The sequence below is a fragment of the Paenibacillus motobuensis genome (genome assembly GCF_039521865.1).
In the GTDB taxonomy this organism is placed as follows: Bacteria; Bacillota; Bacilli; order Paenibacillales; family Paenibacillaceae; genus Fontibacillus; species Fontibacillus motobuensis.
Window position 1 is genome coordinate 101,050 of record NZ_BAAACX010000006.1, and the last position, 23,396, is coordinate 124,445.

Annotated in this window: 23 protein-coding genes; 18 read left to right on the forward strand and 5 right to left on the reverse strand. The window is 45.0% G+C overall.

Going from position 1 to position 23,396, the window contains the following annotated elements:
- Positions 1 to 201 precede the first annotated feature (201 nt).
- Both ABD014_RS04295 and ABD014_RS04300 read left to right on the forward strand, forming a co-directional pair.
- Entirely contained in the window at positions 202 to 1,749 is a 1,548-nt protein-coding gene (locus tag ABD014_RS04295; protein ID WP_343857906.1) for a 2-isopropylmalate synthase, read from the forward strand.
- A gap of 16 nt (positions 1,750 to 1,765) precedes the next feature.
- Positions 1,766 to 2,569, forward strand: coding sequence for a class I SAM-dependent methyltransferase (locus ABD014_RS04300; protein WP_343857908.1), 804 nt, complete (start codon positions 1,766 to 1,768; stop codon positions 2,567 to 2,569).
- Between the two features lie 69 nt (positions 2,570 to 2,638).
- Here the strand turns inward: ABD014_RS04300 and ABD014_RS04305 are convergent, their stop codons facing one another.
- Complete coding sequence (locus tag ABD014_RS04305; protein WP_343857911.1) at positions 2,639 to 3,565, reverse strand: L-lactate dehydrogenase; 927 nt, start codon at positions 3,563 to 3,565, stop codon at positions 2,639 to 2,641.
- A 505-nt stretch (positions 3,566 to 4,070) separates the two neighbouring features.
- Here ABD014_RS04305 and ABD014_RS04310 point away from each other — a divergent pair.
- From ABD014_RS04310 to ABD014_RS04325, 4 genes are all read left to right on the forward strand, one after another.
- Entirely contained in the window at positions 4,071 to 5,012 is a 942-nt protein-coding gene (locus ABD014_RS04310; RefSeq protein ID WP_343857913.1) for a polysaccharide deacetylase family protein, read from the forward strand.
- A 112-nt stretch (positions 5,013 to 5,124) separates the two neighbouring features.
- On the forward strand, positions 5,125 to 6,414 hold the full coding sequence (locus tag ABD014_RS04315) for a WD40/YVTN/BNR-like repeat-containing protein (protein WP_343857915.1): 1,290 nt from the start codon (positions 5,125 to 5,127) through the stop codon (positions 6,412 to 6,414).
- Between the two features lie 196 nt (positions 6,415 to 6,610).
- Positions 6,611 to 6,796: a hypothetical protein gene (locus ABD014_RS04320; protein ID WP_126998304.1), complete on the forward strand. Its 186-nt coding sequence runs from the start codon at positions 6,611 to 6,613 to the stop codon at positions 6,794 to 6,796.
- A 202-nt stretch (positions 6,797 to 6,998) separates the two neighbouring features.
- Positions 6,999 to 7,394 (forward strand): DUF2500 domain-containing protein, encoded by a 396-nt coding sequence (locus ABD014_RS04325; RefSeq protein ID WP_251409513.1) that lies wholly within the window; start codon positions 6,999 to 7,001, stop codon positions 7,392 to 7,394.
- 83 nt (positions 7,395 to 7,477) lie between these two features.
- Here ABD014_RS04325 and ABD014_RS04330 read toward each other — a convergent pair whose 3' ends face one another.
- Entirely contained in the window at positions 7,478 to 8,794 is a 1,317-nt protein-coding gene (locus tag ABD014_RS04330) for an FAD-dependent oxidoreductase (RefSeq protein ID WP_343857923.1), read from the reverse strand.
- A 278-nt stretch (positions 8,795 to 9,072) separates the two neighbouring features.
- On the opposite strand from ABD014_RS04330, the gene ABD014_RS04335 reads away from it, so the two are divergent.
- From ABD014_RS04335 to ABD014_RS04345, 3 genes are all read left to right on the forward strand, one after another.
- On the forward strand, positions 9,073 to 9,495 hold the full coding sequence (locus ABD014_RS04335; protein WP_343857925.1) for a cell wall hydrolase: 423 nt from the start codon (positions 9,073 to 9,075) through the stop codon (positions 9,493 to 9,495).
- 39 nt (positions 9,496 to 9,534) lie between these two features.
- Positions 9,535 to 10,002 (forward strand): spore coat protein GerQ, encoded by a 468-nt coding sequence (gerQ, locus tag ABD014_RS04340; protein WP_343857929.1) that lies wholly within the window; start codon positions 9,535 to 9,537, stop codon positions 10,000 to 10,002.
- A gap of 818 nt (positions 10,003 to 10,820) precedes the next feature.
- A complete protein-coding gene (locus ABD014_RS04345) occupies positions 10,821 to 12,101 on the forward strand; it encodes a hemolysin family protein (RefSeq protein WP_343858324.1) in 1,281 nt (426 codons plus the stop codon).
- A gap of 230 nt (positions 12,102 to 12,331) precedes the next feature.
- Here the strand turns inward: ABD014_RS04345 and ABD014_RS04350 are convergent, their stop codons facing one another.
- From ABD014_RS04350 to ABD014_RS04360, 3 genes are all read right to left on the reverse strand, one after another.
- The gene (locus ABD014_RS04350; protein WP_343857931.1) at positions 12,332 to 12,559 is read right to left on the reverse strand and encodes a hypothetical protein; all 228 of its coding nucleotides are present in this window, start codon (positions 12,557 to 12,559) and stop codon (positions 12,332 to 12,334) included.
- 2 nt (positions 12,560 to 12,561) lie between these two features.
- Positions 12,562 to 13,794, reverse strand: a complete 1,233-nt coding sequence (locus ABD014_RS04355) for an aminopeptidase (protein WP_343858326.1) — start codon at positions 13,792 to 13,794, stop codon at positions 12,562 to 12,564.
- An 88-nt stretch (positions 13,795 to 13,882) separates the two neighbouring features.
- Positions 13,883 to 15,235: a TrkH family potassium uptake protein gene (locus tag ABD014_RS04360; protein WP_343857933.1), complete on the reverse strand. Its 1,353-nt coding sequence runs from the start codon at positions 15,233 to 15,235 to the stop codon at positions 13,883 to 13,885.
- 146 nt (positions 15,236 to 15,381) lie between these two features.
- On the opposite strand from ABD014_RS04360, the gene ABD014_RS04365 reads away from it, so the two are divergent.
- The 9 genes from ABD014_RS04365 (at position 15,382) to ABD014_RS04405 (ending at position 23,325) form a co-directional block, all read left to right on the forward strand.
- The gene (locus ABD014_RS04365; RefSeq protein ID WP_343857935.1) at positions 15,382 to 15,654 is read left to right on the forward strand and encodes a hypothetical protein; all 273 of its coding nucleotides are present in this window, start codon (positions 15,382 to 15,384) and stop codon (positions 15,652 to 15,654) included.
- A 36-nt stretch (positions 15,655 to 15,690) separates the two neighbouring features.
- Positions 15,691 to 16,755, forward strand: a complete 1,065-nt coding sequence (locus ABD014_RS04370) for an AI-2E family transporter (RefSeq protein WP_343857937.1) — start codon at positions 15,691 to 15,693, stop codon at positions 16,753 to 16,755.
- 153 nt (positions 16,756 to 16,908) lie between these two features.
- Positions 16,909 to 17,376, forward strand: coding sequence for a hypothetical protein (locus tag ABD014_RS04375; RefSeq protein WP_343857940.1), 468 nt, complete (start codon positions 16,909 to 16,911; stop codon positions 17,374 to 17,376).
- A gap of 198 nt (positions 17,377 to 17,574) precedes the next feature.
- Positions 17,575 to 18,078, forward strand: coding sequence for a hypothetical protein (locus tag ABD014_RS04380; RefSeq protein ID WP_343857943.1), 504 nt, complete (start codon positions 17,575 to 17,577; stop codon positions 18,076 to 18,078).
- 110 nt (positions 18,079 to 18,188) lie between these two features.
- Complete coding sequence (locus tag ABD014_RS04385; protein WP_343857945.1) at positions 18,189 to 18,629, forward strand: Rrf2 family transcriptional regulator; 441 nt, start codon at positions 18,189 to 18,191, stop codon at positions 18,627 to 18,629.
- 167 nt (positions 18,630 to 18,796) lie between these two features.
- Entirely contained in the window at positions 18,797 to 19,468 is a 672-nt protein-coding gene (locus ABD014_RS04390) for a response regulator transcription factor (protein ID WP_343857947.1), read from the forward strand.
- On the forward strand, positions 19,465 to 20,484 hold the full coding sequence (locus ABD014_RS04395; protein ID WP_343857949.1) for a sensor histidine kinase: 1,020 nt from the start codon (positions 19,465 to 19,467) through the stop codon (positions 20,482 to 20,484). The genes ABD014_RS04390 and ABD014_RS04395 overlap by 4 nt, the downstream gene beginning before the upstream one ends.
- 77 nt (positions 20,485 to 20,561) lie before the next feature.
- The gene (locus ABD014_RS04400; protein WP_343858328.1) at positions 20,562 to 21,329 is read left to right on the forward strand and encodes an ABC transporter ATP-binding protein; all 768 of its coding nucleotides are present in this window, start codon (positions 20,562 to 20,564) and stop codon (positions 21,327 to 21,329) included.
- Complete coding sequence (locus ABD014_RS04405) at positions 21,319 to 23,325, forward strand: FtsX-like permease family protein (protein ID WP_343857951.1); 2,007 nt, start codon at positions 21,319 to 21,321, stop codon at positions 23,323 to 23,325. Before ABD014_RS04400 ends, ABD014_RS04405 begins: the two co-directional genes overlap by 11 nt.
- Positions 23,326 to 23,396 lie beyond the last annotated feature (71 nt).

The window sequence follows — 23,396 nt, forward strand, 5'->3', positions numbered from 1 at the left end:
TTAAGTGGTTATGATTCTTCTGAGGCCGTACATTGCAATTTGGCAGTTTCAGGGTATCCCTGGAATCCTGCCCGAAGCGGACGGCAAAACAAGGGTGGTACCGCGGAAGTGAACCTCTTTCGCCCCTGCACAGGTTCTTTGACCTGTAGCAGAGGCGTGAGAGGTTTTTTTAATATCATTTTTGAAGGGATGGAATGGAAGATGAGAAAAATTTATGTGTTTGATACGACACTGCGTGACGGGGAACAATCACCGGGAGTAAGCCTGACGACGGAGGAAAAGGTGGAGATTGCGATTCAGCTTCAGAAGCTGGGGATCGACCGGATTGAAGCGGGCTTCGCAGCAGCCTCTCCGGGGGAAATCGAGAGCATTCGCGCTGTCTCGAGACAAGTCAAGAATGCAACGCTGCTGAGTCTGGCCCGTTGTCATATGAAGGATATTGATGCGGTTGTAGAAGCACTTCGTGAAGCCGAGGATCCTTGCCTTCATCTTGTGCTGGCCACATCCCCGATCCACCGGGAGCATAAGCTTCATATGGATAAGGCGAAAATTCTGGAGACGGCTGCATCAGCAATTCGCTACGGCCGGAAGTTCTTCAGCAAGGTTGAATTCTCCGCAGAGGATGCCAGCCGGACGGAGATCGACTTCCTGTGCGAAGTAACCAAGATGGCGATTGATGCAGGGGCATGCGTTGTTAATCTGCCGGATACCGTGGGCTTCGCAACTCCCGAGCAGTTCGGCAATATGTTCAAGACGATCAAATCCAGTGTACCGGGTATTGAGAAGATTCAGTTAAGCACGCACTGCCATGATGATCTGGGAATGGCAACGGCCAATACACTGGCCGCGATCGCGAACGGTGTTGATCAGTTCGAGGGAACCATTAACGGTATTGGCGAGAGAGCGGGCAATACATGCGTGGAGGAAGTCGCCCTGGCACTGGAGACTAGAAGTGATTTTTACGGAGCGAAAACATCCTTGAACTTGAGCGAGATCTACCGCACCAGCCGTATGGTTAGCAAATTGACCGGGATGAGCGTGCCTGGCAATAAGGCGATTGTAGGTGCGAACGCATTTGCTCATGAGTCAGGCATCCATCAGGACGGTATGCTGAAGAATCGCAGCACTTATGAGATCATTACGCCGGAGACGATTGGCGCAAGCTCGAGCAAGCTCGTGCTCGGCAAACATTCAGGCCGCCATGCGTTCAAGGAGAAATTAATTGATCTGGGCTATGAGCTTAACGAGGAACAGCTTAATATCGCTTTTGCCAAATTCAAGGTATTAGCTGATCGTAAGAAGAATATTCTGTCCGAAGATATCCGGGCCTTGCTGGACGAGAATATGGCAGAAGGACCTAAGCCGCTTACGCTGGACAATATTCAAGTGTCTTATGGGAACAAGACGATGCCTACTGCAGCAGTTCGTATTATGAAAGAGAACGGGGATATGGTGGAAGAGGCCGCAGTGGGCAACGGCTCGGTGGATGCTGTATATCAAGCGATTGCTAAGGCCACCGGCATCATTGCCGAACTGGAAGACTACACGATTCATTCGGTGACACATGGAACGGATGCGCAGGGCGAGGTTCATGTGGTGCTGAGGCAGGGAGAGACATCTGCTAGCGGTCGCGGCGTGAGCACAGATGTCATAGAGGCGAGTGCGAAGGCTTATCTTGAAGCGATGAACCGTCTCATCAGCCGTCAGGACCGTGAAAAGCGTCGTGAAGGAAATATTGTGATTTACTAAAAATTGGGGTGAATGCATGAGTGATGAAGCGGCAAAGAGAAGAGCGGTACTGAATCATTCCGGTGTGATTGACGCACGCACGCTAGCGGATTCACACAGGCGGCTGGCCGAGCTGATCAAACCTGGGATGCATGTACTGGATGTAGGTTGTGGAACCGGAGCAATTACGCGAGGAATCGCAGAGATTACGGGCCCGGAAGGTTGGGTCATCGGAATTGATAACAATCCAGACTGGATTGCCAAAGCGAGGGCAGAGACGCAAGGAATCCCGGGGATCTCCTTTGAAGTCGGGGACATCTATGATCTTAAGCTTGAACAGCAATTCGATATCGTGACTTCTGCCAGGGTATTACAATGGTTGAGTCGGCCCTACACGGCAATTGAACAGATGGTCAAAAGGGTTAGAATCGGAGGGAAATTGCTCATACTTGATTATAACCATCATAGAATAGAATGGAGTCCACCTATTCCACCGTCGATGCAAGGCTTCTACGATGCGTTCCTAAGGTGGCGCTCTGATGCCGGAATGAATAATGAAATAGCCGACCATTTGGCAGAACTGATGGAGAAGACGGGGGAACTGGCCGATATCGTATCTCTGCCTCAGCTTGAAATCACTCAACGCCAAGAGCCGGGATTCATCCATAAAGTACTGATCTGGGCTGAAGTCGCCGATTTCAAAGGCAAGCAGATGACCCAGGATGGTTATATCTCAGAGCAGGACCGGGCCAGAGCGGAAGAGGATTACCGCGCCTGGGTCCAGAGCTATGGTGAATCGCAGAAGATGTATCTTCGATCCGTCGAAGCAACCAAAAATTAAATTATGAGATTTTATTAATAAAAGCAGCCAATTCGCAGGTTAACCCGCATGTTGGCTGCTTTTCTTAATTTACAGTTCGAGTTCGGCAATAGCGGCCTTCAGCTTGTTCGCAGAAGCTTGAAATTTCGCGAGTTCTTCATCGTTAAGCTCAAGATTGAGCACTTCACGTACGCCTGTACTGTCTACAATACAAGGTACTCCAAGATATACATCCGATACTCCATTGTAGTCGCTCAACAGGGTAGAGACATTCAAGACGGAAGCTTCATTCTTCAGAATGGAGACGATGATACGGTCGAGTGCCAAAGCAATTGCATAGAAGGTTGCACCTTTTGCATTAATGATCTCATAAGCAGCATTCTTGGTGCTCTCGAAAATACGCTCGCGCTCTTCATCTGTGAACTCCACATCGATTCCGGCCACATTAGCCAGGCTCCATAACGGCACTTCGGAATCTCCGTGCTCCCCGATAATATGAGCATGGATACTGCGCGGATTAATCTCCTTCGCTTCACCGATCAGATAGCGGAAGCGTGCGCTGTCAAGCAGAGTACCAGAGCCAATGACCCGGTTGGAAGGGAAACCGCTCTTCTTCAAGGATACATAGGATAAAATATCCACTGGGTTCGTAGCGACAAGGATGATACCATGGGTATTGTACTTCACAATGTTCTGGATGATGCTGTCAAAAATACGGGCATTGCGCTTCAGCAGATCGATTCTTGTCTCACCAGGTTGCTGAGACGCTCCGGCTGCGATAACGATAATGTCGGCGCCAGCGCAATCACTGTAATCGCCCGCCCAGATTTTCATACCGCCTGTAAATGGCAGACCGTGGTTCATATCAAGAGCTTCACCTAATGCTCTCTCTTTGTTCGCGTCGATCAGAACCAGCTCAGATACTCGTTCCCGAAGCAATAAAGTATAGGCAGTGGTTGCTCCAACGGCACCGGTACCGATAATTACGACTTTACTTGAAGAAACTTTAGGTTCCATTTGCTTCACTCCTTATTGGCTCGAAAAGTAGTACATATATGTATGTACCCGGTAAATCGTACTTCATTCATTGTACATGAAATGGATTAAATTTGAAGCAAAAAGTTATGATTTAAACTACAAAATTTTAATATATATTGTCGAATGAAATGATGTCGGCATGGATTCGTTACCCTTGGTGATGGTTTAATTATGTCATATTACGACTCTTTTTATGCGGGCTACTCACTAGTGATTTAGATATACTTACTTAGCCGTAATAGATTGTAACCATTCTGTAAGGACGGCGTAGTCTAAATATATTATTCTATTAATATAAATATAAATTAAGATAGGAACAGCGGTGATATGAATGTCTAAATCAAGAAACACGGAAGATCCAGTCATCATGAGATCAAGAAAATCGAGAAACAAAAGAAAACGTCGAATTAAGCCCATTGTTACTATCGCGATAATTTTGGCGTCGGCTGCAATTATTTTATCTGTAGTTGCATCGAAGAGTTTAATGAATGATAAGACAGGTTCATCGGCTACGGTCGTATCTCCTCAATTGGAAAGTCAGAAGGACAATTCTACTTCCTCAGGACCTGAAGCCGTTCAAGAAGGTAATAACCCTCCTGATGATTCTTCAAATATGGATGGAAATTCTGACAAACCTTCCTCTGACACAAATTCTGATGATAAAGATAAGCAAGCGGAACAAGATCAAGAGGCCCAAGACCCTAAAGATTCCGATAAGGACAACTCTCAGGTAGATAAGGATAAGAACCAGGCTCCAGTGGATAAGAACAACGATCCCTCAAAGAAGCCTGTCCAGAAAGATGATCAAAATAACGCCAAGAAAGTGGTCTATCTAACATTTGATGATGGTCCCGGCAAGTTTACATCACAGATTGTCAAAATACTTAATGATAACGGGATCCATGCTACTTTCTTCATGGTTGGCGGTAATTTGTCGGGCAACGAGAAGGCAGTAAAGAAGGCGTATGAGGCAGGCAACTATATTGGTATGCACAGTATGACTCATGATAAGGAGAAGTTGTATGATCATGGTAGCGGTCCATTCATTAAGGAGTTCCAGAAGGAACAAGGAATGATGGAGGATATCATTGGAACACCGCCATGGCTAATCCGTGCTCCGTATGGGAGTGCCCCAATGATTGATAAGAAATTCCGTGATGATATCGTTGATGCTGGCTTCAAGATGTGGGACTGGACGGTTGACTCAATGGACTGGAGTTATTCGAAGCATCCTGAGAAAATTCTGCAACAGGTGAAGAAGCAGGTTCATCGCGATAGAGAAGTAATTCTCATGCATGAAAGATCTCAGACCGTCAAGATTTTGCCGGATGTGATCTCCTATTTAAAGAGTAAAGGTTATACCTTTGCCGTCTACAAGCCTGACCAACATTTCTCGTTGAACTTTGCCAAAGATGATAGATTGTAAAGCCGTGACAGCTCTTTAATATAGCTTTTGTGAGAAATAGAAGAGTCATAGAGAGACATCATGTAGTAGAATGATAGGAATGGACGAGTATTTGAAAGCGAGGTTTTAGTTCTTGAGAAGGTGGTATACGTTAATCGTGATTGTGACAGTAGCGGGTATGCTGCTGACTGCCTGTTCTTCAAATTCGCCTGCAGTTGATCCTAAGGATCAAGCGGGTGAGCTTTCTGAAGAAGGACAAACCTTGACTGTTATTAACCCGGATTCCGTGGGAAGTAAACCAGCTGCGAATAGTCCAGCTAATGAGACACAAAAATATGAGATTCAGACTAGGTTGACGGATTTTCAACTGCTGGGGGATTCCACAGGTCTTGCCTGGGGAACGACCCGCAGTGAGCTTCGTCTGTATATGACGAATGACAGTGGCGAGACTTGGGCCAACATATCTCCAGCGACATCGGTACTATTCTCCAGCAATCCTCAATATGGGAAAGACATTTATTTTGTGAGTCCGACCCACGGCTGGATTATTCGTAATTTTAGCGAGTCCGGCGAGGCCATTGTACTTCGGACGATCGATGGAGGAGTTACCTGGAAGATGACCTCTTTGCCGAAGGCAAATGAGGTTGCTTCTGTATTCTTTATTAATGAGGACCGGGGCTGGATCTTAACGATTGATAACAGTCAAAAGAACGATACAACGAAAACGCTGTATTTAACAAATAATGGCGGAGCCAGCTGGATAAAGGTGATGAGTTCTCCATTATTCCCGACAGGACCCGAGGCAACAAATGCAACACCAATTCAGAGCAATTCAGTATCCATGACATTCTCAAGCGAGAAGTTGGGATATATTAGTGCGATTGAGTTCGGACACCCAGAGTTCTATGTGACGAGGAACGGGGGGGTATCCTGGAATAAGAGCGATCAATTCTTCGATATGAGTAAATATAAGAATTGTTCCAGCTTTTTAACGGGGACACCTACTTTCTTCAATAATTCGGATATCGGCTGGATTCCGGTTGGATGCTCGCGGGATGATGCTGTGAAGTATAATGGATATTTTACACATGATGGAGGGAAGACCTGGGCCTACGCTCCATTTGATATCGATTGGATTACTGAGACGAACAAGGGAGCTGCCCCATTCTTCATCAATAGCTTGGAAGGCTGGAATATCCGTAACGGTGCGGTATACCACACAACGAACCAAGGGAAGACATGGACAGCATTACCGGTCAACGGGAAGCTGCATGATGTGATGACGGATTTAGCTTACAATCAAGTGGTAAAGTTGCAATTTTTCACAGCGAAGTTCGGCTGGCTGCTTGTGGCTAAGAGTGACGGAAAACGCTCTCTGCTCATGCAGACGACGGATGGAGGAAGAAGCTGGCGCGTGCTATAGTACGTGCTGGCTTTTTTATATGGAAGAGAGGTTAGTAGAGTAGAAAAGAAATTTAATAAAAAAAATTTGTGATATATCTAATATTGTGAAAATAATCACATGTATGTGCAAAGCTTTGTGATATATTTAACTTGTAAAGAGGAAAAGAAATAACAAGAGAGAATCTAACGAAAATTAAACTTAGGAGTGAGTAATCATGAAAACAATGAACCAAGAGCAAACTACCCGTAAATATCTGCAATTCTGTTATACTTGTGAAGACGCTCATCTGTGTACTACTGAAGAAGCTTGCCAAGATTGCTGGGCTCAGAAAGGGATGTTGGAAGCAGAACATGACGGTGCCGAAGAAACACGTCAATTACTGCAAATGTACTATGCATAACTCAATAAGCCGAACGATAGAAATATAGCCTTCGATTCCAATAAGGGATCGGGGGCTTTTACTGTTATTTTAGGACAAGATCTCATATTTTCCTACATTTGCGAATATCAAGTTTTAAATAAGACGGCATATACATAAGAAAAGACAGGGCTTCAATGGGCTCGCGAACGCACCGCTCGAGTTGATCTTAGGAGGGAGAAGAATGGAATCATGGGCTGAAATGCTAGGGGTAATGAATACCGCTTTTCCGATCTTTCTCGTCGTCATCTTTGGGGTGATTCTCCTGACTTCGGCGAGTGGAATTAGACGTTATTTTGCTAATAACCGACAGCCTGTACTAAGTGTGACTTCAGTGATCGTAGGCAAGCGGACCGAGGTATCGCACAGGCATGATACTGAGACGTCCGTGAATCGCTCGGATACGAAATACTTCGTTACTTTTGAGGTTGAGAGCGGGGACCGCCTTGAATTTGTAGTAAGCGGGCAGGAATATGGTCAATGCTCAGAGGGAGACGAAGGGAAGCTGACGTTCCAAGGCAGCCGTTACTATGGATTTGAACGTCTTAGTCGAACTTATCGCGGACTGCATGAGTATTAAGGCTCCATAGTACAAGAAAATTAAGAGCTGTCCAGGGCGGACAGCTCTTTTTTGTATACTTATATAAAATAGATGTGAGTTGATTAGTGCGCTAAAGATTCGGTTCGGGATAAGAGCAGCTTGGCTACCGTCCTGCCGCTGGAGAAGGCACGTTCCGCCAATTCTCCCTTGCCCTCGCAACCGTCGCCGCAGAAGAAGAAAGGAACATCCGGAAGCTGAAGCGGTAGCATTCGATTCGTAACGATATTCTTGACGCTCGATACCATGGCTTTCTTCGACATCCGTTTGACTTCGGTGACTTCACGCCAGCCCGGATAATACGTATCGAACAACTTCTCCATCTGCTGAACCTTGTTATCCAGGTACTGCTTCTTCTCGTCCTCGCTTAAGGAATCGTCATTTAGATAAGCAATGCCCTGCAGCAACTGTCCACCGGATGGAGCCACGGTATGGTCTGTAGCCGACACATCACTGATGAACAGCTTGTTGTCCATATCACTTATATAATGGAACGGTCGCGATACCACTTTGGAGAGGCCTATATCATATACGAGTACCTCATTTGCTGTATTGTTCTTATACGGCTCGAACGCCTGATTCCAGGACGTTGTTTCGAGCAGCTTGGCTATTTGCTGAACCGGCATCGCCATGACGACTCGGTCGAACTCAAGTGCTTCGCGGCTCTTGGTGTTCAGAATGTACTTGCCATTCTCCATCCGAATGGATTCAACAGGCTCCTTGAGAGCGATATCCCACTTCTCATTCGCTTCAACTTTACCGCGAAGCTGATTAGTGATGGTGGACCAACTGCCGAGGATATAGCTTACCGGCCTGCCGGAGAGGAACAAATTGTGATAATAATCAGCGATGACTTCGCCGGATACTTGGCGGGCATCCTCTGGACTGATGAAGAAGTTGGAGCAGACTAGATGCTCCCATAGTTCCTTGACGTCCTGGGATGCGTTCGTATGATCCAGATACTCTCCCAATGTGCGGTGGTTCTTCAGTTGATGGAGATGCCCGATTACGGCAGCAATTTCAGTAATGAATCTGACCTTTTCCCTCTTGCTGAGTACATCAGTCTTCATAATATTAACAAAGTCGAGTGGAGCCGGCGTGAGAGCCTCATGCTTGGCATACACTACTTTGCGCTTATCGACCTGTTTGCTCTGGAACTGAAGACCCAGCTCGTTCTCCATATTATGCAGCGTGTGTCTGTCGATTCCGTAAACCGCATGTGCCCCAAAATTCAATGTAAAACCCGATTTCTCATAAGTGAACGCTCGTCCGCCGATTTGCGGGCTGCGTTCGAACACCGTACCTTCGGTGTCTGGACTGTTGGATAAGTAAGCGGCGGCAGTTAAGCCGGCAAGTCCACCGCCAATGATCGCGATTTTCATGTGAGAACCTCCTAAAAGGTGTTATGGAAGGAGCTCTGGGTGAGTACGCATATGAAGTGCTGTATTTTATCCATATTCATTTACAGTATATGCTATTCATGTAAGCGCGTCCATAGAAATAGACACTAAATATTCAAAATTGAAATCGGATACAGAACTGATGAGGTTTTTGGCCGATCTATGTCTTCACCATTATATTATTCTTCGTTATTGTTGCACCAATATAGGCGATTGCACATACGATATAGCGTTGAGAAGTGAGGAAAGGGGAGCGGTACGTGGCGGTTATAAAAACGAACTCCTCAGATGTCAGAACGCTGGCAAGGTTGATGCGCGCTGAGGCTGAAGGCGAAGGCGAGCTCGGAATGCTCATGGTAGGGAACGTAGGCGTGAATCGGATTCTTGGCGATTGCCTTGATTTCAAGAATATCCGCAGTATGGATGATATGGTGTTTCAGTCTCCTGGCGGCTTCGAAGCAACGCAAAAAGGCTACTTCTATCAAAGAGCACGCGATCGCGATATCCGTCTGGCCCAGAGGGCGATTAACGGTGAGAGGACTTGGCCAGCCAGCAACGCATTATGGTTCTTCAGACCAGCCGGAGATTGTCCGGCTACCTGGTATAACCAGCAGAATACCGGAAGATTCAAAGCCCACTGCTTCTTTGCTCCTTCTGGCGAAGATTGTCCAAGTGTATATTAGTGCTTTGCTGTAATTTCATTTTAAGGAGGAAAATGATTCATGTTCACACAACCTTATCGCCCAGCCGGTTATAATGCCGGATATGCGGTTCCTCGTAGTTATTCGTCAGGAGGGAACTATTCGTCGATGTCTACAGGAACTACCCAGACTTCTACAATGCCGCCGCAGGTTCCAGTAGGCAGTCCGATGACTTCAACGGGAACCGTTGTGCCTACCCAGACGCCAGCCTTCGAGCAGTCCTTTATCGAAAATATATTGCGCCTTAATCTAGGGAAGGTCGGCACATTCTATATGACTTATGAGAACAACTCGGAATGGAACGCCAAAATCTTCAAGGGCGTGCTCGAAGCAGCCGGTCGAGACCATATTATTATTAGCGATCCGCAAACTGGCGTAAGAACGATGCTCCTGATGGTGAACTTCGATTATGCTACCTTTGACGAGCCGCTGAAATATTCATATCCATATGCTTCAGGCAGTGTACCTCCTACAAGAGGCTGCTGCTAGAGGCAATAAGTGAAATATGCAAGGAGCTGTCTAGAAAACCAGCGTGAACGCACTTATCAAACGGTCAAAAATGACCGTTAGAGCAAGAAAGAACAACTGCGTTCTTCTAACGGACACTTTTGACCATTAGAAGCACAAAATGTGGATTTTCGCCACATTTCACTCTTGTAATGGACATAATCGTCCGTTACAAGGGGAGAGTACCAAAGCATTAACGCTAACGGTCAATAATGTCCGAGTGATCAGCTTAAACATGAAAGGGGCATCTCTAAGTCGGTAAATCGACTTTGATATGCTCCTTTTTCCTATGGAGTTACACATTGTGGAATCGTGAGAATAGGGTGGATATTTTTCATAAAAAACGCCTGTACTCCAGTCATACACTATGGTTTGACTGTGTAGTGTATAATAATATAATTATAGATGTAGTTCAAAAAGTTCACTTTTGATACGATGTATCAATAAGAGCTTACTCGACATCGAATCTTGAATTCAGCTGGGCCTAAGCGGATGCTTACGAAGTTATGTTTCCTCCGGAAACATCGCAGGTGCTCACGTAGGTTTTGCCTACGCTCCGCTCCTTTCGTCCCTAGCTTTATCCAACCTTCTCGGTGCTGAAAACCGACCTTTTTGAACACTCATTTAATTGATGTAACGACTTAAAAGGAGATGAGTTCATTGGGGAGTTGACGATATATAACCGTAATAAACAACAATATTATTTTATACCGCGAAGGAGGTGCACCTATTCTCCGTAATAAGCGGGAATAGGATACGTCTTGACTGACCCTTTACCGAGTCTTTTTTCATTAGGACTAATGTTGTTATTGGTCTTGCTTAACGGTTTTTTCGTGTCGGCCGAATTTGCGATCGTCAAAATTAGGAGCGGCCGGATTGACGCTTTGGTCGAAGAAGGACGCAAGAGTGCTATAACTGCCAAGCACTTGTTAAATCATCTGGAAGGCTATTTATCTGCCTGCCAGCTCGGAATTACATTATGCTCACTGGGGCTTGGATTCCTTGGTGAACCGGTTGTGGCCCGGATTCTAACGCCCGTATTCGTATGGGCAGGAATGGGCGAGAGCTCGGTTCATGCGGCTTCATTAACGCTGGCTTTTGTGCTTATCGCTATATTTCATATTGTGCTCGGGGAGCTTGCTCCGAAGACAATCGCGGTGCGCAAGGCCGAAGCAGTAACTTTATTGTCTGCTCCGCCGATGAAGATATTTTATAAAATTATGTATCCGGCCGTGTGGTTGCTTAACTCGATGTCCGCGGGTCTGCTGAGACTATTCGGTATTACGCCAGTCTCCGGACAGGAATCATTGCATACGGAGGAGGAGATCCGTGTAATGATGAAGGAGAGCAGCGAGAGTGGACTGATTGATAGCACGGAAATGTCGCTGGTTGACAATATTTTTGAATTTGCCGATACAACGGCAAGAGAGATTATGATTCCACGTACCGAGATGATCTGTCTCTACACCCAAAATTCGATGGATGAGAATTTACAGATTGCTCTGGAGGGTACTCGCACTCGTTATCCTGTATGTAATCAAGATAAAGACCATATTATTGGTTTCATTCATATTAAAGATCTGATACGCTCTAGTTCGGATGACTATCATCATTTGATTCGTCCGATTATGGCTGTTCCTGAGTCCATGCCGATTAGCAATTTGATGAAGCAGATGCAGCGCGGCAAATGTCAGATTGCGATTCTGATTGATGAATACGGCGGAACCTCCGGTCTTGTGACACTGGAAGACATCATTGAGGAGATCATTGGGGAAATCCAGGATGAATTTGATGAGGAGCGACCAGGTATTGAACAAATCGAGGAGGATGTGTTCTCCATTGACGGTCTGATGCTGATCGATTCCATAAATGATCGCTTCGGATTAGAACTGGACTCTGATGATTATGATACGATTGGTGGATGGCTCTATTCAAGAATTGAAGTATTGCCGCCTCAGGTCGGTCAAACTGTGGAATATGATGGTTGTATATACATCGTAGAGGAAACTGACAACAAGAGAATTTCACGCGTCAAATTGCTGAAGCAGGAATTTATTCCATTGGAAGAAGCAGGCGCTTAGACCATAGATAAATGAAGGGCACGGTGATCATTTCATCGTGTCCTTCGTTTATAGAAAACGTGTACAACAAAAAACTAGAAGTTTCTATCAGAATTTAGAATTTAGTTCCGTTAGAAATCAAATGGCCTTATTTATCCGAAATAAGGGTTGTGATTTCTGCAGCAGCATAATGAAATTAAGCAAGTTTATGCGTAGGAAACTTGGAATTACCGTTACCGCAGTTACCGCACTTACCGACTTATCGCACCCATCACACCCATCGCACTCATCGGACTTATCGCACCTATCAAGCGTACCAAGCGGTCAAAAATGTCCGGGTGATCCGGCGTAACACGGGGATGTCCCCGTTTTGTCCCCGCCTTTGACGCGAAAAAGGGGTTGTCTCCAAGTCGGACAATCGACTTTGGAGACAACCCCTTTCTGCTGCGCACCATGTGATGTACACGGCTAAGGATCACTATTAAAACGCCCAAGCGCCTTGCTTGAAGATCGGTTCCTCTTGGCCGTCTTCGGTTACTCCGAAGATGTCCATCTCGCCGGAGCCGACCATGAAGTCTTCATGGGCGAAGCTGGAATTCAATCCGGCTTCAAATAGCTCATCCTTGCTCATTGCTTTGCCGCCTTCCAGGTTGAAGGCATAAGCGTTGCCGATCGCCAGATGGTTCGAGGCGTTCTCGTCGAACAGCGTGTTGTAGAACAGGATACCCGATTGGGAGATCGGCGAACCATGAGGGACCAGCGCCACTTCACCCAGATAGTGGGAGCCTTCGTCCAGTTCAATCAGATGCTTCAGAACGGATTCGCCAACCTCAGCAGAGCTGTCGATGATCCGGCCGTTCTCAAATGTTAATTTGAAGCCGTCGATAATGTTGCCATTGTAGCTTAGCGGCTTCGTACTTGATACGATGCCGTTAACACCATCTCTTTGCGGAGCGGTGAACACTTCCTCCGTTGGCATATTGGCCAGGAACGTATTGCCCTGAGCATTGATGCTCTCGGCAGCAACCCATAGATGTCCTTTTGGCAGTTCGATCGTCAGATCGGTCCCTGGTGCGATATAATGCAATTTCTTGTATTTCTTGTTGTTCAAATAGTCAGCTTTCTCTGACAATGTCTTGATATGTTCGCGCCATGCTGCGACAGGGTCAGCCTGATCGAGGCGAACCGTACGGAAGATGGCTTCCCACAGCGCTTCAACCTGCTTGTCCTCAGGCAAGTCCGGGAATACCTTAGCGGCCCAAGCTTGGGAAGGTACAGCAACGATGGACCAGCTGAATTTATCCGCCATTTGTAATGCACGGTACTTGCTCATTGCAGCTCCGTATGTCTTCTGATGGTTTGTTATCCGTGTTGTCGATACGCCGTTAAGAAGGTCCGGATCAGAGGAGATGACGTGAAGCACAGCAGCGCCGTTCTCTACGAGTTCAAGCATTTCACCGGCGTACCATTTAGGCTCGTCCAGGAACGATTCTTCAGCAGCCATGTCGTAACGAAGGCGGGTAATCGTATCATCGCTCCAGTTCACTTTGACTGTTCTGGCCCCTGCTTCATAGGCCTGTTTCACGATAATACGCACAAGTTCTGCAGAATCAATAGTAGCATTGACGACCAGGGCCTGGCCCTTCTGCACATTTACACCGATTTTTACAGCTAGCTCGGCATACTTCTGCAGTTTCTCTTGAAAATTCTCAATAGCCATAGTTACTCCTCCAATTAAAAAAGGGTTATTCTATTATCATACTACGAATTACCGTTACTATCCAACAAGAAACGCAATTTATTTAACCAATGGTAATTTTCCCTTCCGGATAGCGCAAGAGATCTTTCTTAGGCTTCGGCCTTATCGCGTAGGCTAGTGTCAAAGGTCCAATCCGTCCGATGAACATAACGAAGCAGAGTATAATTTTGCTAATCATGGTTAGCTTTGGCGTCAGATCGAGACTAAGGCCCGTCGTTGCGAAGGCGGAGGTCGTCTCGAATAGAAGGGGAAGAAGTTCCCTATCCTCCAGTGCAGACAATACCATCGATACGGAAATGACCAGAGACAGGGCCATGAACGTCTGCGTAATAGCACGCAGAATAGACTCTTGGGGCAATCGCTTTTTGAAGAAGACGATGTCCTGCTTGCCGCGGATCATGGAATATACCGCCCCGAGCAGAATCGCAAAGACGGTGACTTTGATCCCACCGCCAGTCGAACCAGGTGCCGCACCGATAAACATAAGCAGCACGATGAAGAATTGTGTGGAGTGGCTCATGCTGCTGACGTCCACTGTACTAACCCCTCCGGATCTGGAACTGATGGAGTGGAAGAAGGCTGCTGATATTTGCTGACCTAGCGGCAATTCTCCCAGGGTAGCGGGATTGAATATCTCGATAGCGAAAATAACGAGCGCACCGATCGCGATCAGATAACCCGACATTGTCAATACAATCTTCGAATGCAGAGATAATTTTTTGGATTTAGGATACTGCAGCAGATCATGAATGACGATAAATCCTATACCGCCGAGGAAAATAAGTATCATTACAACGATATTGATATATAGATCATTGCGAAAGTTGCCAAATCCGCTGGAACTGTAATAGGACCCGAACAGATCAAATCCACCGTTGTTGAATACCGATATACTGTGGAAGATGCCGAAATAAATGGCTTTGCCAAGCGGCATCTCCATAGCCCATCTGGCCGCCAGCAACAGAGCCCCGGTTCCTTCAATCGTGATCGTATAGTAGACGACACGGCGAATCAGTGCGAGCAAGCCGTCCATGGAATTGTAATTGATTGCTTCCTGCAGCACGAGTCGGTCCTTGAGTGTAATCCGTCGGTTCAGGGCAAGAGCAATTAACGTTCCGAAGGTCATAAAGCCCAGCCCACCCAGTTGGGTAAGCAAGAGGATAACGATCTGACCGAACAATGTAAAATGAACGCCAGTATCTACCACAGCTAGTCCGGTTACACAGGTCGCCGAGGTAGCTGTGAAGAAGGCGTCTACCAAATTCAACTTATGCCCTTTCACGGAGGAAATGGGCAGAGACAGTAGGAATGCGCCAATGATAATAATAATGCCGAAGCCGTAGGATAAGATTTCCGCAGGTGTCAGAGAGCGGGGTGCTTTTTTTCGCTGTGACAATGAATCTTCACCTCATCATCGTGATTATTGCTATTGGACAAAAAAATGTTACGATATTGCAGTAAGGAGGTGCTTCTACCTCGAATAATGATTATAATTGAAACCTATGGGAATATCGAATCCAATGAATAAAGGAGCAAACCATAATGAATTTCAAAATACTACAATCCGAGATGCGTAAAGATGAAGATGGGGCTTATGTAGGCAAGACGATTTTTGAGGTTGACGCACATAAGGCGAATTATGAGATCACATTTTTCAGTAAAAATAGCCGGGACTGGGACTACAGTCTTCATTATGCGAAGGAGTCAGGAGTTGAAGAAGAGCTTCTAGCAGTAGATGAACGGATCGAGCAGGATGACGAATGGTTCGATGGCTTGCTAGATGCAGCCTGGAATACATATTCAGTAGAAGAATAGGGTAATTCTGCGAAAGGACTGAGGTGACAGCCCTTGATGGATAAACCGTATTACCGAAGAAGTCTCGGTATTATTATGGCGCTAACGATCATTTATTTATTATCCAAGGTCAGTTTTATATTTAATCCAATTGTTACCTTGGTTCAAATTCTGATCGTACCGCTGACGATTTCTGCTTTCTTGTATTATCTGCTGCGCCCGATCGTTATCTATTTGGAAGAGAAGCGCATGAACCGGATTCTATCGATTCTGTTGATCTACCTCATGTTCGCGGGCGTAATTACGGTCTTTCTGGTCGTTGTCTGGCCACCACTAGAACATCAGATTACCGAGTTCATTAATAATGTGCCGAAGCTGATTAACGGACTACAAGCACAAATGAACGAAATCCGGGAGAACCGTTATTTCTCCATGTTCAATGAATCGGATCTATCGATCACGAACAAGCTGATGGAGTATGCCAACTCAGCGATTCAAGCAGCCAGCGGATATATATCGCATGTTTTTAGCTTCTTGAATGACTTTGTGATCGTAGTCGGAACGGTGCCGATTATGCTGTATTACATGCTGAAGGAAGATCGTCGGGTCAGACCGATGCTAGTCAGTGCGCTTCCATCCAAGTACCGTGAAGACGGGGACCAGGTACTGCAGGAAATTGATGGCATGCTGCGAGGCTTTATTGCAGGACGAATGATCGACGCCGTTGTTCTTACCGTGATGAGCCTAATTGGATTCTGGATTATTGGCCTGCCTTATCCACTAATGCTCTCATTAGTCATGGGCCTATTTAGCTTTATTCCTTATTTTGGAACATTGCTGGGAGCGATACCTAGCGTCATTGTTGCCTTTACTATTTCTCCGGCTATGGTGATATGGGTCATTGTAGTCGTAGTAGTGTCGCATCAGATCGAGGCGAATTTGATCTCGCCCTATATTTACGGCAGGACCATTAATATCCATCCATTGACAACGATTATTCTGTTGCTGATTGCCGGTGATTTTGCCGGAATTCTAGGGATGCTGCTGGCCATACCTGTATATATGATGATGAAAATAATTGCTATTCGTGCCTTTAAAGTGTACAACATCCATAAATTATAAATCAGGTGTGAGCTTTTTATCATGTAACCGTGATCAATATCATATCTCCATCCCCGCATCATAAGAGATGATTAATTTACTAAATAGTATGTGTTCAAAAGTGAACGATTTTGAACTAACTTAATCGAATTATCTCTCGGGGGGATGATAATTATGGCGGTTACCGCCAAAGCTGGGAAGTACTTCTACGCCTGGAGCAAAATACTCCCTGACGGCTCCTTCTGCCTGTCGGATCAAGCCCTGCAGGAATACTATATTACTACTGAATCCAACGTCATTCTAATGTCTGGCCGGAATACACTGAAAGGCTTCAGCGTACTCTGCAAGGAGAGAATCTCCAATTCTCCGCTCGCTGCAATTTTTAATAATGTGCCACAGGTACAGAATTTTACAATTCCTGCGGGTGAAGCCGTTACTTTTAAGCATCGGCTGTTCTGCTGGGCGTATCTGGACAAGGATCGGTATATACGCCTGCCGGAGGAGACATGGAAGCAATTCGGCGTTACTCCAGGGGATCGGTTATTAAGCTTGCGAGCCAACCATCTCGGATTTGATAATCTATCCGAAGGACCGTTCATTGATTTAGCCAAGCAACTCCGTGATATGATTGTCTACGAATAATCATTCACTTCAGCAATGGAAGTTAAGTGTATAGATCGGACAAAAGAGTACTATCGCCTATTAGACGGGGCGTGCCGTGCTCTTTTTTTCTGGGGACAAGCTGGTTAATGTAGAATGCTGCTGCACAATGTATAATAGGAAGGATGGAGACTGCGGGACGGAAGGGCGTCTCGATTAGAGAGGGAGTCGTTGCATAAAATGTTTGACCCGACAATATTTGAAAATTTGAAGGTTGTGCTGGAGGGAGCCGTATATGATCTAGACCTGAGTGGACAGGTTCTGGTCATCGGTCGCCATGATCGCATAGAATTGTCTACGATGTCACGCTATTACTCACTGCGATTCTGTCTGCCGGAGAAGGAGCATATTCATGCGGAGCTCCGTTTGTGGGCCGATACAGCGGATTTAGCTAGCGAAATACTGGAGCTAGACAGTCATAAACCGGGATGCTCGATCCAGCCTGTATTCTTTATTCCGATTCATGATCCTGAGGAAGAATGCAAGCAGATAGCCCGCTTGGTCGAGGAGATATGGGGCGCTAGCTACCAGCCGAAGCTGGAGATCAGAACGACCTATGGGGATAAGCAGGCTCCACATCTACTGAAGCTGTCGCTTCAATTCCACCGCAAATTCGGTGAGGAGATCGCGGACGACTTTGCCTCCTTGCTGGAGCATATGATGATTTTACTGGATCGACTATAATGGTCGAATATTCATGAGGATGATTGTTGCGTTTTACAACAAACTATTGACATTTTTACGTTAGTGTAACTATCATTGTTACAATGGATGACGAAAGGGGGAGATACTCTATGACGATCAGTTCAAGATTTGCTGTGGCTATTCATATATTGTCACTGCTCGAGCTGAACAAAGATGGCGTCTCTACTTCAGAATATATTTCCGGTAGTGTTAACACCAATCCAGTCGTTATTCGCCGTATTATGAGCATGCTTAGCAAGGCCGGTCTCGCCAATGTGCGTCCGGGTGTAGCCGGAGCCAAACTGGCTCGCGATATCTCGGAAATCACCCTGCTTGACGTATACCGGGCCGTGCATGTCGTGGAAGAGGATGGCCTGTTCTCAGTGCATGAGAAGCCCAATCCCGAATGCCCGGTGGGTAGGAATATCCAGACATCGATCGAGCCGATCTTCTCGGCAGCACAGAAGGCGATGGAGGATACTTTGGCCAAGGTGACGCTTCAGGATATCGTTGAGGATATCGGTGGGAAGGAAGCTAATGTCTGTGATTGATAAATGAAGGAACGACAATATCCAATTATTATAAATACCCAGCCTCCTGCGACAGGGGTGTATTGGAATTAATCTTGTAACCGGCGCGGCTTCGGCTTCGTCGGTTATTCCATATGTTGAATGTATACCTCTCTTAAGCCTTCAGTGAAGAGAAAGGAGATATCGTAATGGCAAAAGTATTGATTATCGAGGATGAAGAATCCATTCGGGAAGAGTTAGAGATTTTGCTGAAAAATACAGGGTACGAAGTTGTAAGTACAGAAAACTTTATAAATGCAGCAGGTGATGTGGAAGTTCATCATCCTGATTTAATACTGCTGGATGTCAACCTTCAAGATTATAGCGGGTTCTCGATATGCACGGGGATTCGTAAGTTTTCAAATGTCCCCATCATTTTTATTACCGGAAGAAATACTTCTATCGATGAACTGCAGGCCTTTTCTCTGGGAGGCGACGACTACATAACCAAGCCCTATCACCCCTCCGTGCTTCTGGCTAGAATATCTACCATCTTAAAACGTACAAAGAACAGTGAGCGAGCCGAGGAGCAGATTCTCATACATAAAGGACTTACGTTGGATCTCCGATCCTACAAGTTCATATATGATGACAAATCGGAAGAACTGTCCAAGAACGAGTTCAAACTGTTGCATTACCTGTTCCAACGAAAAGGCGAGGTCGTTCCTAGATTGGATATTATCGAATATCTGTGGGATAACGATGTGTTTATCGATGACAATGCCCTGAGTGTGAATGTGACTAGAGTCAGAAGCAAGTTGGAGCAATTGGGAGTGTCTGACTTTATCGAGACAAAAAGAGGGGTAGGATATCGGATATGAGCTTCGGAAATTATCTGAAAGATAAGATCATCTTGATTCTCATGAATGGGATAGGAGTGTTTCTTCTGTCCCTTTATCTATTTGCAGTTGGAAACAACTCAGTCACTCTATCTCTTATTGCTGTCACATGGGGGATTATCTTTCTGATTTGGATCGTGGTGAACTATGTGGAGCGGAAGCGCTATTTTGACAAGATCGATGCATTAATGGAGGGACTTGATCAGCCCTATCTTATGCAGGAATTCATGGATCATTCATGGCGTCTAGAGGACCAGCTTTATCGGGAAATACTCAGAAGATCCAACCGAGCAGTGGTGGAGCGGATCTATCAGCTGGAGAATGAGCAGCAGGATTATCGTGAATTTATCGAAGGCTGGATTCATGAGGTTAAACTTCCGATCACCGGAATACGACTTGCCTGCCATAATCAAGAACAGGATAACAGTAGGCGCATAGAAAGATATTTAACCGAACTGGATAACGATGTAGAACAGGCATTATTCTATGCCAGGTCGGACCAGGTATACAAAGATTACATCATCAAGGAAACGGAATTAGAGGCTGTAATATTGAATGTGCTGAAGAAAAATAAGTACTTAATGATCCAGAATCAAATGAGCGCCAAGGTAGAATGTGATCGTATTACTGTATTTTCCGATGGCAAATGGTTGGAATTTATTTTGGGACAAATTCTGCTCAATGCTATGAAATATAAGAATGAAAACGGCGGTATGATATTATTTCATGCCGAGACGATACATAGCGGAATCAAATTGACGGTTCGGGATAACGGAATGGGCATACCCGAAGGAGACAAGGCGCGTATTTTTGAGAAAGGCTTTACTGGCTCCAATGGGCGGAACAGAGGCAAATCCACGGGGATTGGACTGTATCTTTGCCAGAAGCTCTGCAATAAGCTAGGACTTGAAATCAGCGCCCAATCCCTAGAAGGAGAATTTACAGAGATCATTCTGCTCTTTCCTAAACACTCTTTTCTTTCAAAACTGAAAGATTAGTGAAAGATAACGATATACAACATAAGAATGCTAAAGACTATAGTTGTGTTATCCGTTACGAAAGGAATGAGATACAGGTGAGTGGATTGATTAAAGTATGTGATGTAGAGAAATATTACGGGACCAAGGCAAACATTACAAAAGTTCTGAATCGAGTCAGCTTTGATATCAATTCCGGCGAATTTATTGGAATTATGGGTCCTTCAGGCTCAGGCAAAACCACTTTGCTGAACATGCTCTCAACGATTGACACGGTGACCTCTGGTCATATTTATTTTGAGAACCAGGACATAACGACGCTGAACGAAGAGAAGCTAGCAGAATTTCGCAAACATAATCTTGGTTTTGTATTTCAGGATTTTAATCTTCTAGATACCCTGACGATTGAAGAAAACATTGTCCTGGCCATGTCATTACAAGGAAAAGGAAAAAAAGAAATCCATATAAAATCTAAACAAACGATGGAACAGCTAGGTATTTATCAAATCAGAGATAAATTTCCGTATGAAGTGTCAGGCGGACAGAAGCAGCGTTGCGCCTGTGCAAGAGCCTTGGTCAATGAACCGAAGCTGATCCTTGCAGATGAACCAACAGGAGCGCTTGATTCCAAATCTGCTACGATGCTGTTAGACACTTTTACAGCGATGAATGAACGTATGGATGCTACCATTTTGATGGTTACGCATGATTCATTTTCTGCCAGCTATTGCAAGCGTATTTTGTTCCTGAAGGATGGTGAAATATTTCATGAACTAGTCAAAGGTAATGATTCAAGACGTGAGTTCCTAAATAAAATTCTGGATGTTCTCTCCCTTACAGGAGGTGACGTCTCAGATGCTGAGTAAACTCACTCTACGTAATGTCAAGAGGTCCTCGAAAGACTACATTATTTACATCGTGACCATGGCTATTGTAGCTTCGCTTATGTTTGCCTTCAATGGCATGATGTTCTCCCAGGATATGAAGGATGTCTATCGGGAATTTGGTATATTTATCACCTTTGTTGGCCTGGCATCCTTTTTCATCATCATCATCGTCATATGGCTAATTCATTACATGGTAAACTTTATGATGGAAAAACGCAGCAGGGAATTTGGAACGTATTTGCTTCTAGGCATGAATAAGAAACAGATCGCTTCTATTTTCCTGAGGGAGAACATGATTCTTGGGTTTATTTCTTTGCTTGCCGGATTCATTCCCGGGATGTTTTTCCAGATTGCATTTACTAATATATTCTATTCTATTGTAAATGCTGAATATCACATTTCACCTGACTTCAGTCTCTGGAACCTGCTACTGACCTTCGGTTTGTTCTTTTCTGCTTATGTATTGGCATTGTTCAGAGTAAAGCGGAAATTCAAGAAGATGACGATAAACAGCTTGATCTCCATGGATAAACATAATGAGCTCGTCAAAAATGAAAAAAACACATGGAAAAAGCTGCTCGTATTCATCTCTATAGCCTATATCATTCTATTTAACTTGCTTGCACTTACTTCCAACATGAGCTTAGGATCAGTATGGTTTTATATTGCTGGCCTGGTTGCAGCGATCTATCTGTTGTATATAGGGCTATCCTCGTTCTTTCTCAGTTACATTAAAAAACAGCACAAGGGGATATACAAAGAGGCAAACATTTTTGTATTTCGTCAGTTGTCTTCAAAAATTAAAACGATGCGTTTTACGATGGGAACGTTGACGATCCTGTTTACAACAGCGTTGCTTGCATGGATGGTCGTCATGATGTTTACCGATTATCAGAACAAAGAGCTAGGGAAAAGCTTGGCATTCGATGTGTTGGTTTTCAATGAGGATACAAATTATGACTTCCGTGATGAACTAAACATCATCTCAGAAGATTCAGCAATCGAAGACCAGCATAGTTATAATATATATGAGAATGGTACAGATCACATCAACCAGTATCTTTATGAACATGTAGACGGCACATGGCAGGATGATCTAGGCGGCTCCTATTTTGGCTATGATACTTATATTGGCATTAGTGATTATAATTATATTCGGTCCATGCTCGGATACGAAACCGTGGAACTGGCTGATAACGGCTATTTGATTCAAAGTATCGAAAGAGTAAAGCCGTATTTGGAAGAGCTCGCCGCAAGTGGTTCACTTATTGACAACAAGACTCTTACTTATAAGGGGACATTCACCGAGCCACTTTCTCAAAATGGAATGAACGGAGCAGACTATCTTATTGTTGTTCCCGACCAATATTTGAAGTCGATGGACCCTTATTATTCCTTATTGGCTGTAAGTATTAAGGGCCAAGCACCAGCCGGTTTAAGCGAGCGCCTGCTTTCCATTCGACCATCATTATTGAACGAAATTGGAGGTTTTAACTCTACATTTCAACATGGACAAGGCAGTAATAGCATCATAAGCTATTCCTCACTGGTACTAGTAAGGGATAACGATATTGTAGAGGTAGGATTAGCTCTAGTATCTATCGCATTTGTATTGGCTTACGTCGGGATTGTTTTTCTATGTGCTGCTTTGACCATTCTAGCAGTCCAGCAGCTTAGTGATTCATCGAAGTATAAATTCCGTTATTCCATTTTGAAGCAGTTGGGATTGAGCAGAAAAGAGACGGATCGGGTTGTTCTGAAGCAATTGGGCGTGTACTATTTGTGTCCATTCCTCATATCCATTGTACTTAGCATGTTCATCGGCTTATTTGCCAGCGAGCGGTTTGTTTATTACACAGGTATTCAAGCGGGGATTTTCTGGTATTATCTGTTGGCGGTATTTGTGTTCGCAGTGTTGTACGCTGTATACTTCATCGTGACCTATGTGGGTTTCTTGAGAAATATATATCACTAATTGTTAACCCATAATAAGAAGGAACTGAAATAGCGCTGGCTATAAAGTTCCTTTTTTGTTTGCACGATAGA